This is a genomic window from Mesonia profundi, from assembly GCF_031085155.1.
In the GTDB taxonomy this organism is placed as follows: domain Bacteria; phylum Bacteroidota; class Bacteroidia; order Flavobacteriales; family Flavobacteriaceae; genus Mesonia; species Mesonia profundi.
On sequence record NZ_JAVHUL010000001.1, the window covers coordinates 63,044 to 75,329 of the forward strand.

At 36.1% G+C, this 12,286-nt stretch carries 11 protein-coding genes and 1 pseudogene; 8 read left to right on the forward strand and 4 right to left on the reverse strand.

Annotated features, from left to right (window positions below; genetic code table 11):
* Positions 1 to 18: 18 nt before the first annotated feature.
* From RBU60_RS00365 to ctlX, 7 genes are all read left to right on the forward strand, one after another.
* Positions 19 to 1,011, forward strand: coding sequence for a DNA-directed RNA polymerase subunit alpha (locus RBU60_RS00365; RefSeq protein WP_308862622.1), 993 nt, complete (start codon positions 19 to 21; stop codon positions 1,009 to 1,011).
* A gap of 64 nt (positions 1,012 to 1,075) precedes the next feature.
* Positions 1,076 to 1,570, forward strand: coding sequence for a 50S ribosomal protein L17 (rplQ, locus tag RBU60_RS00370; RefSeq protein WP_308862623.1), 495 nt, complete (start codon positions 1,076 to 1,078; stop codon positions 1,568 to 1,570).
* A gap of 92 nt (positions 1,571 to 1,662) precedes the next feature.
* A complete protein-coding gene (gene carA, locus RBU60_RS00375) occupies positions 1,663 to 2,775 on the forward strand; it encodes a glutamine-hydrolyzing carbamoyl-phosphate synthase small subunit (RefSeq protein WP_308862624.1) in 1,113 nt (370 codons plus the stop codon).
* A gap of 48 nt (positions 2,776 to 2,823) precedes the next feature.
* Positions 2,824 to 4,110: a phosphopyruvate hydratase gene (eno, locus tag RBU60_RS00380; protein WP_308862625.1), complete on the forward strand. Its 1,287-nt coding sequence runs from the start codon at positions 2,824 to 2,826 to the stop codon at positions 4,108 to 4,110.
* 195 nt (positions 4,111 to 4,305) lie between these two features.
* The gene (locus tag RBU60_RS00385) at positions 4,306 to 5,595 is read left to right on the forward strand and encodes a citrate synthase (RefSeq protein WP_308862627.1); all 1,290 of its coding nucleotides are present in this window, start codon (positions 4,306 to 4,308) and stop codon (positions 5,593 to 5,595) included.
* Positions 5,596 to 5,671: 76 nt separating this feature from the next.
* Complete coding sequence (locus tag RBU60_RS00390) at positions 5,672 to 6,586, forward strand: dimethylarginine dimethylaminohydrolase family protein (RefSeq protein ID WP_308862628.1); 915 nt, start codon at positions 5,672 to 5,674, stop codon at positions 6,584 to 6,586.
* Positions 6,587 to 6,678: 92 nt separating this feature from the next.
* Positions 6,679 to 7,614, forward strand: coding sequence for a citrulline utilization hydrolase CtlX (gene ctlX, locus RBU60_RS00395; RefSeq protein WP_308862629.1), 936 nt, complete (start codon positions 6,679 to 6,681; stop codon positions 7,612 to 7,614).
* 142 nt (positions 7,615 to 7,756) lie between these two features.
* Here the strand turns inward: ctlX and RBU60_RS00400 are convergent, their stop codons facing one another.
* Positions 7,757 to 9,262, reverse strand: a complete 1,506-nt coding sequence (locus tag RBU60_RS00400; protein WP_308862630.1) for a BCCT family transporter — start codon at positions 9,260 to 9,262, stop codon at positions 7,757 to 7,759.
* A 3-nt stretch (positions 9,263 to 9,265) separates the two neighbouring features.
* A pseudogene (locus RBU60_RS00405) lies at positions 9,266 to 10,689 on the reverse strand (SDR family oxidoreductase).
* Between the two features lie 233 nt (positions 10,690 to 10,922).
* Here RBU60_RS00405 and RBU60_RS00410 point away from each other — a divergent pair.
* A complete protein-coding gene (locus RBU60_RS00410) occupies positions 10,923 to 11,126 on the forward strand; it encodes a hypothetical protein (protein ID WP_308862631.1) in 204 nt (67 codons plus the stop codon).
* A 2-nt stretch (positions 11,127 to 11,128) separates the two neighbouring features.
* On the opposite strand, the gene RBU60_RS00415 is transcribed toward RBU60_RS00410, so the two are convergent.
* Complete coding sequence (locus RBU60_RS00415; protein WP_308862633.1) at positions 11,129 to 11,761, reverse strand: MarC family NAAT transporter; 633 nt, start codon at positions 11,759 to 11,761, stop codon at positions 11,129 to 11,131.
* Positions 11,762 to 11,835: 74 nt separating this feature from the next.
* The gene (locus RBU60_RS00420) at positions 11,836 to 12,264 is read right to left on the reverse strand and encodes a hypothetical protein (protein ID WP_308862634.1); all 429 of its coding nucleotides are present in this window, start codon (positions 12,262 to 12,264) and stop codon (positions 11,836 to 11,838) included.
* Positions 12,265 to 12,286: the final 22 nt, after the last annotated feature.

A 12,286-nucleotide genomic window follows, 5' to 3' on the forward strand; every position in this document is an offset into this window, starting at 1 on the left:
ATTGACAGAACTCAAAATATGGCCATACTAAATTTTCAGAAGCCCGATAAAGTTATCATGATCGATTCAACCGAGTTTGAAGGGAAATTTGAATTTCGTCCTTTAGAACCGGGTTACGGATTAACAGTTGGTAACGCTTTAAGGAGAGTACTGTTATCTTCTCTTGAAGGATTTGCAATCACTTCTTTACGTATAGAAGGAGTAGATCACGAATTTTCTACCATCGCTGGTGTTGTAGAAGATGTTACAGAGATTATTTTGAACTTGAAGCAAGTGCGTTTCAAGAGACAAATAGAAGATATCGATAACGAAAGTGTTACGATCTCTTTATCTGGTAAAGATCAAATTACCGCTGGAGACTTCCAAAAATTCATTTCTGGATTTCAGGTTTTAAATCCAGATTTGGTACTTTGTAACCTTGAGAAAAGTGTGAACCTTAATATAGAACTTACTATCGATAAAGGTAGAGGTTATGTTCCTGCAGAAGAGAACAAAAAAGGTAACGCTCCTTTAGGGACTATTTACACAGACTCTATTTATACGCCAATAAAAAACGTTAAATATAGTATTGAAAACTTTCGTGTAGAGCAAAAGACAGATTACGAAAAATTAGTTTTCGAAATTAGTACAGATGGTTCTATACATCCTAAAGATGCTTTAACTGAAGCTGCAAAGATTCTAATTCACCACTTTATGTTATTCTCTGATGAGAGAATTACTCTTGAAGCTGATGAAATCGCTCAAACTGAGACTTACGATGAAGAATCTTTACATATGCGTCAATTACTTAAGACTAAATTGGTAGATCTAGATTTATCAGTAAGAGCGCTTAACTGTTTGAAGGCTGCAGAGGTTGATACCTTAGGAGATTTAGTGTCCTATAACAAAAATGACTTGATGAAGTTCCGTAACTTCGGAAAGAAATCTTTAACCGAACTAGAAGAATTAGTGAATGTTAAAGGCCTTAATTTTGGAATGGACCTTTCAAAATATAAATTAGATAAAGATTAATACGTCATATTTTGCTCCTCGTCCAAAAGAGTTTGTAGCAAGATGATGATTAAATAAAAATGTCATGAGACACGGAAGAAAAATAAACCACTTAGGAAGAAAAACTGCGCATCGTAAAGCAATGCTTGCAAATATGGCAGCTTCTTTGATTGAACACAAACGCATCAACACTACCGTTGCAAAAGCGAAAGCTTTAAAGCAATTTGTTGAGCCTCTAGTAACAAAATCTAAAGAAGATACTACGCACAACAGAAGACTTGTGTTTTCAAAATTGCGTGATAAATATGCTGTTTCAGAATTGTTTAGAGAAGTTGCACCTAAGGTAGGAGATAGGCCAGGAGGATATACTCGTATTATCAAATTAGGTAATCGTCTTGGAGATAATGCTGATATGGCACTTATCGAATTGGTAGACTTTAATGAAATTTACAACGTTTCAGGAGCTACTAAGAAGAAATCTTCTACGCGTCGTAGTAGACGTGGGAAATCTTCAGCAAAAGCTACTGAAGCTAATCCAGAGACTACAAAAAAAGAAGATTCATCTAAGGAAGAAGAGTAAGATGATTCTTAAATAAATATTTTAAAAAAGGATAAGCTCTAGCAGTTTATCCTTTTTTTTTAACCTATTTATACATATCAACACCACACACCATGAAGTATCAAATTCGTAAAAAAGCTATTTTATTACTAGAAGACGGCACTATCTTTTGGGGCAAAGTGATAGGAAATCAAGAAGGTAGTTCGTTTGGGGAAGTTTGTTTTAATACTGGGATGACAGGCTACCAAGAGATATTTACAGACCCTTCTTATTATGGTCAACTTATGGTCGCCACCAATGCACATATTGGTAATTATGGTACCGTAGCCGAAGAAGTAGAATCTGATGGAATAAAAATTTCAGGCTTAATTTGTAAAAATTTCAGCTATAATTATTCAAGAACAAAAGCTGATTTAAGTCTAGAGGAGTTTTTAGCAAACAACAACCTACTCGCAATTTCAGATGTAGATACGAGAGCCTTAGTAGCTTACATTAGAGATAACGGCGCTATGAATGCCGTGATAAGCACCAAGATAGATGATATCGATGCACTTAAGAAAGAGCTGGCAGATAAACCAAATATGGATGGTTTAGAATTGGCTTCTCAGGTATCAACGAAAGAATCTTATTTTGTAGGAGAAGAGAATGCTAAATATAAAATTGCGGCCTTAGATGTAGGGATAAAGAAAAATATTCTAAGAAACTTGGCGAGCAGAGATTGCTACATTAAGGTTTTCCCTTATAATGCTACCTACGAACAGATGAATGAGTTTAGTCCAGATGGATTTTTTCTTTCCAATGGTCCTGGAGATCCAGAGCCTCTTTCTGAAGCGATTCAGTTGGCGAAAAACATTTTACAAAACGATAGACCTTTATTTGGAATTTGTTTAGGTCACCAGGTAATTGCAATGGCTAACGGAGTTTCTACCTATAAAATGCATAACGGACACCGAGGGATTAATCACCCTGTAAAGAACCTCGTGACAGGAAAAGGAGAAATCACTTCTCAAAATCATGGGTTTGCTGTAAATAAAGAAGAGTTAGAAGCGAATGAAAATCTAGAAATCACCCACATTCACCTTAATGATGATACGGTAGCAGGTTTAAGAATGAAGAATAAAAACTGTTTTTCGGTTCAATATCATCCAGAATCTAGTCCGGGGCCACACGATGCCTCATATTTATTCGATCAATTTATAGAAAATATCAACCAGTCTAAAGCTTAGATTATTCTAAGAATTTATTATTTTGTAGACGTAAAAATAATAACACACATGAGCTTAATTATTGAAATTCACGCCAGACAAATTTTTGACTCTCGAGGCAATCCAACCATAGAAGTAGATGTAATTACTGAGAATGGAATCTTGGGAAGAGCAGCAGTTCCTTCTGGAGCTTCTACGGGAGAACACGAAGCCGTAGAGCTTAGAGATGGAGGTAAAGATTATCAAGGAAAAGGGGTTTTGAAAGCCGTTGAAAATGTAAATGTAGATATCGCCAATCATTTAATGGGACATTCGGTATTTGAACAAGCAGCTATCGACCAATTGATGATCGATTTAGATGGAACTCCCAATAAATCAAAATTAGGAGCCAATGCGATCCTAGGCGTTTCTCTTGCGGTAGCCAAAGCTGCAGCGAGTGAACTTGGTTTGCCTTTATATCGTTATGTAGGCGGAGTGAGCGCAAAAACGCTTCCTATTCCTATGATGAATATTATCAATGGAGGTTCTCATAGTGATGCGCCCATCGCTTTTCAAGAGTTTATGATTATGCCTGTTTTAGCCGAAAGCTTTACAGAAGCTTTAAAGATGGGGACAGAAATTTTTCATCAATTAAAAAAGGTGCTACATGATAGAAACTTAAGTACGGCCGTAGGAGATGAAGGTGGTTTTGCGCCCACACTTAAGGGAACAGAAGATGCGTTAGATAGTATTAAGCAAGCCGTAGAAAATGCAGGCTATTCTTTTGGAAAAGAAATTATGTTAGCGTTAGATTGCGCTGCCGCGGAATTCTATGAAGACGGAAACTATAATTACAAGAAATTTGAAGAAGATTCAGGAAAAGTAAGAAGCAGCGAAGAGCAAGCGCAATACTTAACCGAATTAAGTGAGCAATATCCTATTCTTTCTATTGAAGATGGAATGGATGAAAACGACTGGGAAGGTTGGAAAATCTTAACAGAGAAAGTAGGAGATAAAGTACAGTTGGTAGGGGATGATTTATTTGTGACTAATGTAGAGCGATTAGGAAAAGGAATCAAAGAAAATATAGCCAATTCAATCTTGATTAAAGTGAATCAAATAGGAACCTTAACCGAAACGATCGCCGCAGTAAATATGGCGCATAATGCAGGTTATACCACGGTAATGTCACACCGTTCTGGAGAGACAGAAGATACTACCATCGCAGATTTGGCGGTAGCTTTAAATACAGGACAAATAAAAACAGGTTCTGCCTCAAGAAGTGACCGTATGGCAAAGTACAATCAATTGTTGCGTATTGAAGAAGAATTAGGAGCCGTTGCTTTTTATCCTAAAAGAGCAGCTTTTAAAATCTGATTTTTGATATAAAATCAATAAAAAAAGCTTTACCTCACCGTAAAGCTTTTTTTTATTTTTAAAAATGAAGCTCCTTAAGAATAAATTAACAGGCATACAGGCTCTTTGGCTAAATTTACAAGGGCATTTATTTAAAAATTAGGAGTATTTTTTGTAAATTAGCAGCACTTAAAATTAAAAAATTAGATCAGATATATGTCAAATAAAGCTACTATAGAACTAGACGGAAAGAAATATGAATTTCCAGTGGTTGTAGGAACCGAGAATGAGGTTGCTATCGAGATTAAATCTTTACGTGCAGATACAGGAGGATTAATTACGTTAGATCCTGGATATAAAAATACAGGGTCGTGTAAAAGTGCAATTACGTTCTTAAATGGAGAAGAAGGGATTTTACGTTACCGCGGATATTCTATTGAAGAATTAGCAGATAAAGCAAGTTTCTTAGAGGTAGCATACTTATTAATTTTTGGAGAATTGCCAACACAAGAGCAATTGGACAAGCTTTACAAAGACATTAAAAAAGAGTCTCACGTAGATGAAGAGATGAAGAAAATCTTAGATGGTTTTCCTAAGTCTGCGCACCCTATGGGAGTTTTATCTTCATTAACAAGTGCCTTAATTGCCTTCAACCCGAGTGCGGTTAACGTAGAATCAGATGAAGAGATGTATAACGCCATTATTAAATTGCTAGCTAAATTTCCAGTTTTAGTGGCGTGGACTTTAAGAAAGAAAAACGGTCAACCGCTAGATTACGGAGATAGCTCTTTAGACTATGTAGACAACATTTTAAAAATGATGTTTAAGTCTCCACACGAAGAACATTATGATATTGACCCAGTGGTTTCTTCAGCATTAAACAAGTTATTGATCTTACATGCAGATCATGAACAAAACTGTTCTACATCAACGGTAAGAATCGTAGGTTCTTCTCACGCAGGATTGTTTGCTTCTATTTCTGCAGGTATTTCTGCTCTTTGGGGACCACTTCACGGTGGAGCTAATCAAGCAGTAATTGAAATGTTGGAAAACATTAAGGAAGATGGTGGCGATACTAAAAAGTATATGGGGAAAGCCAAAGACAAGGAAGATCCGTTCCGTTTAATGGGATTCGGACACCGTGTGTATAAGAACTTTGACCCACGTGCAAAAATCATTAAAAAATCTGCAGACCAAGTATTAGACCAATTAGGAGTAGAAGATCCTGTACTGGATATTGCTAAAGGTTTAGAAAAAGAAGCTTTAGAAGATAGCTACTTTGTAGATAGAAAATTATATCCAAACGTAGATTTCTATTCAGGAATTATCTACAGAGCTTTGGGAATTCCGACAGAAATGTTTACTGTGATGTTCGCTTTAGGTAGATTGCCAGGTTGGATTGCTCAATGGAGAGAAATGCGTTTAGAAAAAGAACCTATTGGTCGACCAAGACAAGTATATACAGGAGAAAATTTAAGAGACTTTAAAGACATCTCAAAAAGATAATTTTCCTTCAATAAGTAAAGTTAAAAGCTTCATAGAGATATGAAGCTTTTTTTATATTTGTAAAAATTTGAAAACCATGTTGAAACTTCATATTACCAACGAAACTTCTAGGCTTAGAGCCGTAGTTTTGGGATTAGCAAATAGCAATGGACCAACGCCTACCTTAGCGGAATCTTACGATCCAAAGTCAGCTCAATATATCAAGGCAGGAACCTATCCCATAGAAGAAGATATGGTGAAAGAAATGACTGCAGTTCAAAAAGTATTGGAGAAATATGATGTGAAGGTTTATAGACCAGAAATCATTGAAGACTATAATCAGATTTTTACCAGAGATATTGGGTTCGTAATTGAGGATATTTTTTTTAAAGCCAATATTTTACCAGATAGAGAACGAGAAATTGAAGCGATTCATGAAGTCATCGACCAAATTAATCCTAAAAAAGTACATCGCTTTCCAGAAGATCACCATATTGAAGGCGGAGATGTAATGCCTATAGGCGATCATATCTTTGTAGGAACGTATAGAGAAAGTGATTATAGCGAATACATTACGGCAAGAACCAATATGAAAGCGGTAAAGGCATTGCAGGAAATGTTTCCTGATAAGAAAGTGAAATCCTTTAACCTTAGAAAATCGGGTACAGACCCTAGAATGAATGCTTTGCATTTAGATTGCTGTTTTCAACCAGTGGGGAAAGACAAAGCTATTATTCATAAAAATGGTTTTTTGGATGTAGAAGAATATGAGTGGTTGGTTAATTTCTACGGAAAAGAAAACGTTTTTGAAATTGATAGCGATGAAATGTATGCGATGAACAGCAACATTTTTTCTATTGCTGAAGATGTAGTGATTTCTGAAAAAAACTTTACTAGATTAAACACGTGGCTAAGAGCACAAGGAATTACTGTAGAAGAAGTGCCTTATGCAGAAATTTCTAAACAGGAAGGTTTATTGCGTTGCTCTACATTGCCTTTAATACGAGATTAATGCGTTAGGGATTGAAATGGCATCCTTTTTCTTTTTTTTAAGAAAAAGATATAATGGAAAGCTCGCTCGAACGCCCAAAAAAATAGAATAGAATGAAACAAATAACGAATAGTATATTAATGATTCGTCCTGTAAATTTTAGGATGAATGAAGAGACGGCTGTAAATAATTATTTTCAGAAGTCGATAGATGAAGAGCAGGAAGCAATTACGCTGAAGGCGCAGCAGGAGTTTGATGCGCTTGTAAGTAAGCTTAGAAAAGTAGGGGTAGAGGTGATTGTAGTTGATGATAAGCTAGAAAATGATACGCCAGACTCTATTTTCCCTAATAACTGGGTTTCTTTTCACGAGAACGGAAATATAGGTTTATATCCTATGTTCGCAGAAAATAGAAGACGAGAGCGAAGAGAAGATATCTTTGTGACTTTAGAAGAAAAAGGTTTTGGCATCAACAATATAGTGGATTATACCGCAGGGGAAGCCGAGAATGTTTTCTTGGAAGGAACCGGAGTTTTATTGCTGGATCGCACCAACGAAAAAGCCTACTGTGCTTTATCTGAACGTGCTGACGAAGGTTTATTTATAGAGTTTTGTGAAGACTTTGAATATATGCCTGTGGTGTTTAACGCAAAACAAACGGTAAACGGGGAACGCAAAGCGATTTACCACACCAATGTGATGATGTGTTTAGCAGAAGATTTTGTGGTCATTTGTTTGGATACTATTGATGATGCTAAAGAACGCAAAAGAGTGATTGCGAGCTTTAAGCAGGATGAAAAAGAAATCATCTCCATCACCGAAGCACAAATGCATCAATTTGCAGGTAATATGTTGCAAGTGCAAGGAGCTTTTGATAAAAAATACTTGGTGATGAGTGCGACTGCTCATAAAAGCCTTACAGCTCAACAAGTAGAAGCCATTGAGAAACATTGTGAGATTTTAAGCAGTGACCTAGAAACGATAGAAACGTTGGGTGGTGGAAGTGCTCGTTGTATGATGGCAGAAATTTTCTTACCTAAGACCAACTAATACCAAATTAAACAGATAATGTCGTAATTAAACCGTTTCTTTTATACTTACTTTTCACTAAAAATTATTACCGTAACTAAGGCTATGCTAATTATTTTTAATTTCAATTAAGCAAAAAATAAATAAATTTCTTACTACGACATTACTTATTTAAATTGGTATAATCTTTCTTTTCACTAATGATGCTTTTTACTAAATTGATCCCAATACTTGCCGTTAAAAAAGCAAAAGGCAACGAAGTAATGATTAAGAATTTTTGCATCGCGGTAAGTACGTCTCCTGCGGCAGAATAACTTGCCAGAATAAGAATCGCTTCCGTAAATAAAAATAAAGCAATAGCCCAAAGGAGTCGGTGAGATTTCTTTGGGTTTTCTTTTCCCTTATCGGTAAACATACTCAGTACAAAAATGGCGCTGTCTACAGAGGTGACGAGGAAACCAACCAACAATAAAATGGTGACGATAGAAGTAAATCCGCTTAACGGAAATGCTTTTAGATAAACAAACAAAGAGGTGAAAACGTTAGAAAATTCACCCTCATAAACTCCCCAAGTTTCTATGAGTTGAAACGCCGAAGTTCCGAAGCTTGAAAACCATAAAAAGCTTCCAAAACATGGCAAGAATAAACTTCCGAAAATAAGTTGTCTAACCGTTCTTCCCTTAGAAATACGGGCGATAAAAATTCCGGTAAACGGAGCCCAAGACAACCAAAACGCCCAATAATAAAAGGTCCAATCGGTTAAAAATTCTTTTCCAGGATTGTGATCTCCCAAGGCTAAACTTAGCGGAATAAAATCGATCACATAATGGTAAGACGCGATAAAAAAGTTGCTAAAAATTTGGGCTAGGTCACCGTGAAACAAAATAAAACCCAGTAGTAGAATGATAATGATAATGTTTAGGTTAGAAATTTGTTTGATTCCTTTATGAATTCCGCGGTAGACGGAAATAAAAGCGAGTAAAAAGATAAGGAAGGTAAATAGGTAAGCATAAATAGAAACCTCATTACCCAATAAAAACTGTAATCCGCCTTCTATTTGAGCCGTTCCCAAGGCAATCGCTGCGACAATTCCTACTACGGTGGTCATTACAGTTAGGTAATCTACACTTCGTATCACGTTGCTGGTTTTGGCAGAAGAAAAACTATTACTCAGTAAAATACTTTCTTTACGGATGTAAGCATAAAACCCAATCACCAGTGCAAAAAACGCGTAAAACGCCCAAGCGGTAAATCCCCATTGGTAGAAGGTATATTCTAGAGCAATAATTTCTGGAGAACTTCCCGTTTGGATTGGTGGGTTTTGTTGCATAAACACGGGTTCTTGAACCGCGCGCAGTAAAATTCCTGCACCCATTCCCGCGCTGTAAAGCATTGCTGTCCAAGAGAAGAAACCATATTCGGGTGTTGAGCCTCCCAATCTTCTCTTTCCGAAAGGAGAAATCGCGATTACCAGTAAAAAAATAACGCATGCTAAGCCTAGCCATAAATAGAAGACGCCAAAACTATTGCGAATGCCAATGGAATACTGCTCGATGAGGGCATAAAATTGTTGTGGCGCAAGAGAAATGTATAGCGATAAAGCTAGGATGCTCAAAAAGGAAAAGCACAATAAATTGTTTTCTTTAAGGTAGGTGGTCATTTTATTCATTTGCTACTCTTTGGCGATACGTTCTAACATTCCTGCAAAGATAAAATAATGAAACGGAAGCATGCTGTACCAATACAGTCTACCCTAAATCCCCTTGGGTCTAAAGGTAGCAGTTTGGTGAACGATGCCTTTTTCATCGATGTAAAATTCTAACCAAGCTTCCCCGGGAACTTTCATTTCGGCAAAAAGCAAGAGACGTTTTTTCTCCCGATCGGCTAAAAGAACTCGCCAAAAATCTAAAGAATCTCCTGCATAAATTTTATTGGGATGCGTTCTTCCTCTACGCAAACCAACTCCACCAGCCAATTTATCCATAAAGCCTCGTATTTTCCATAAGCGATTAGCGTAATACCAACCATTTCTCCCGCCGATGCTCCAAATTTTTTCTAAAGATTTTTTGGCATCATCACTTTTTGATTCCTGTTTGTCTACCAAACAGCCATGCGTAGGAACTTGTATGTATTTATTAAGATCGCTGGTGAATCTACCGCTTACACGAGAATCTTTCCAGCTGGAGACCACTTGATTTTGTTCTATTTTATCAAAAGCTGCTTTTATGGCTTCGGTATAAGTAAGCGGTTTTACTTTTAATATTTTTTCTAGTCGGTTATCTTTAGAGATGACTTCAACCTCCATACTATCCACCAAATTAGTGGCTAATTTATAAGAAGTAGAGGTCATAAAGTACAACCAATACGAAGATAATTTGGGTGATAAAAAAGGCACGCCTACAATATGCAAGTTAAGGTCTCTAATCTCGCAATACCTAAGCATCATGCTTTTGTAGGTCATCACATCAGGTCCTGCAATATCAAAAGATTCGTCAAAACATTCTTCTTTTCCCAAAGAGCGACTAAGGTATTCTAAGACATTTCTTATGGCGATGGGTTGTGTTTTGGTATTTACCCAAAGCGGTGTGATCATCGCCGGGAGTTTTTCGCACAAGTCCCTAATGATTTCAAAAGAAGAACTTCCCGAGCCTACAATAATCCCTGCTTGTAAGCGTGTAAGATGAAAATTTCCTTGAGAAAGCACCTGTCCTACTTTCTTACGAGATTCTAAATGTTTAGACATTTTGTCTTCATTTACCATTCCGGTAAGGTAAATCACTTGCTTTACGGAAAGGTTCTCTAGATAGGCATTAAAATTTTTAGCTGATTTTTCCTCGAGATCGTCAAAATCTTTGATAGAACCCGTCATAGAGTGAATCAAATAATAAGCTGCATCAATATCTTTAGGAAGTAAGTCTTTATCGACTTCTTTTAAAAATCAATTTCTACAATTTCTATTTTCTCTCGTATTTCTTTATCTACCGAGAGTCTATCTGCACTTCGCACCGCACACACCACTTCGTGATTCATTTCTAGGAGTAAAGGAAGGAGACGCATACCAATATAGCCATTAGCGCCAGTTAAAAGAATTTTCATACTTTTTTTAGATGATTTATACCAATTAAAATACGTAATATCGTATTAAGAAATTGATTTAATTTTCATTTATTGAAATTCAATGATTAGATTAGGATAGCATTGGATAAGGTAGTAATTTTCAGCAAAAAATAAGCATAAAGGAAACGATTTATAGTCGGTCTTACCTGTTTAATTTGGTATTAAACATTAAATACTTAACTTTCCGCTAAAAGTTGAAACAAACTTCTACTATGCAAAATACGTTAAAGGTTGTCTTATTGATTTTAGGAATGGCTCTTATTGGCTACGGACTTTATACCGTAATTTTTCCTCATATTTCTTTAGAAGATGGGGTTAGTCATATTTCGGCGAAAGCCGATCAAACCCAGAGTTTTGCCATGGTTTGTTTGGGGATTCTTACATTGGTTTGTGGCTTGGCTTTTAAGAAAAAATAGTTTTAATAAAGAGCGTCCTTTAAAACGATCATTACCGAAGAGCTAATATATTCTATCCCAATAGCAATAACAATAAATCCAATAATTCTAGAAATGGCATTAATACCTGAAGCTCCCAGAAATTTCACGATAAAATGAGCGCTTTTTAAGACTAGAAATGTGGCAAAACATACCACAGCAATTGCTGCAATAATGTATGTTTTTTCTATAAGCTGAGTATATTGTTCTTGCATCCCAATAAGTAGGGATATAGATCCTGGACCAGCAAGCATAGGAATGGCAAGTGGTGTTAGAGAAACACTCTCACGTTGGTAAGCATCGGTCTTTACTTTTTTTCTATCCATACCTTTATGTTTGTTAAAACTTCCGGTAAGGAGGGCAAACCCTGAGGAAACAATAATTAGTCCGCCAGCAATTCTCAGAGACTCTATACTTATCCCAAAGAAATTTAAAAGGTATTTTCCCGTAAAGAAAGCAATCAATAAAATAACAAAAATATTGATAGCAGTGAGAAAAGAAGTTTTTGATTGTTCGGCTTTAGTGTCGTCTTTGGTGAGTCCCACAAAAATAGGAACCGTCCCCAACGGGTTCATTACAGAGAATAATGCGGCAAAAACATAAATAAATAGTGTCATCTTTTTTTGGGTAAAGATGCTTTGAAAAACTAGACTGCAGTTCAATAAATAATTAAATGAAGGTTATTAAAATGCTAATAATAACCTCGGTCTGTAGAGGTAGAATGATTCGCTTTAAAGGCTAATACCTTCTTGATGAATTGGTGTATTTTCTGGGTATCAGCTTTAATTTTTATAAAATGATGATCTCCATAAATAGAATATTCTTCTGCTTTCCCTTTATATAAATTCAATTTGTAAAAGGGAATCACCAGCGCATAAGATTCTAGCAGCGATCTAAAACCGACGATAATTCCGTCTGGACGCATTTCGATATTACAAACATCCAGATACGAGTCTAAAATCAACAAGTTATGAATCTCGATACTGCACGAAGTGATGTATAATTTTCCACAACCAATCCCCTTCATGTTAAAACGCTCTTTTAAGCTAAAAGGCTTTCCTACACTGGTGTCAATAGACTTGATGATTCTAGGATTCCGATAAGAAACATTAAACAGCATTTTGAAAAGAATAAGGTAAAAA

What these genes read in the sequence shown, in the direction of transcription:
- RBU60_RS00365 (WP_308862622.1), top strand. Translation starts at nt 19, where the DNA reads ATGGCCATACTAAATTTTCAGAAGCCCGATAAAGTTATCATGATCGAT.
- rplQ (WP_308862623.1), top strand. Translation starts at nt 1,076, where the DNA reads ATGAGACACGGAAGAAAAATAAACCACTTAGGAAGAAAAACTGCGCAT.
- carA (WP_308862624.1), top strand. Translation starts at nt 1,663, where the DNA reads ATGAAGTATCAAATTCGTAAAAAAGCTATTTTATTACTAGAAGACGGC.
- eno (WP_308862625.1), top strand. Translation starts at nt 2,824, where the DNA reads ATGAGCTTAATTATTGAAATTCACGCCAGACAAATTTTTGACTCTCGA.
- RBU60_RS00385 (WP_308862627.1), top strand. Translation starts at nt 4,306, where the DNA reads ATGTCAAATAAAGCTACTATAGAACTAGACGGAAAGAAATATGAATTT.
- RBU60_RS00390 (WP_308862628.1), top strand. Translation starts at nt 5,672, where the DNA reads ATGTTGAAACTTCATATTACCAACGAAACTTCTAGGCTTAGAGCCGTA.
- ctlX (WP_308862629.1), top strand. Translation starts at nt 6,679, where the DNA reads ATGAAACAAATAACGAATAGTATATTAATGATTCGTCCTGTAAATTTT.
- RBU60_RS00400 (WP_308862630.1), bottom strand. Translation starts at nt 9,262, where the DNA reads ATGAATAAAATGACCACCTACCTTAAAGAAAACAATTTATTGTGCTTT.
- RBU60_RS00410 (WP_308862631.1), top strand. Translation starts at nt 10,923, where the DNA reads ATGCAAAATACGTTAAAGGTTGTCTTATTGATTTTAGGAATGGCTCTT.
- RBU60_RS00415 (WP_308862633.1), bottom strand. Translation starts at nt 11,761, where the DNA reads ATGACACTATTTATTTATGTTTTTGCCGCATTATTCTCTGTAATGAAC.
- RBU60_RS00420 (WP_308862634.1), bottom strand. Translation starts at nt 12,264, where the DNA reads ATGCTGTTTAATGTTTCTTATCGGAATCCTAGAATCATCAAGTCTATT.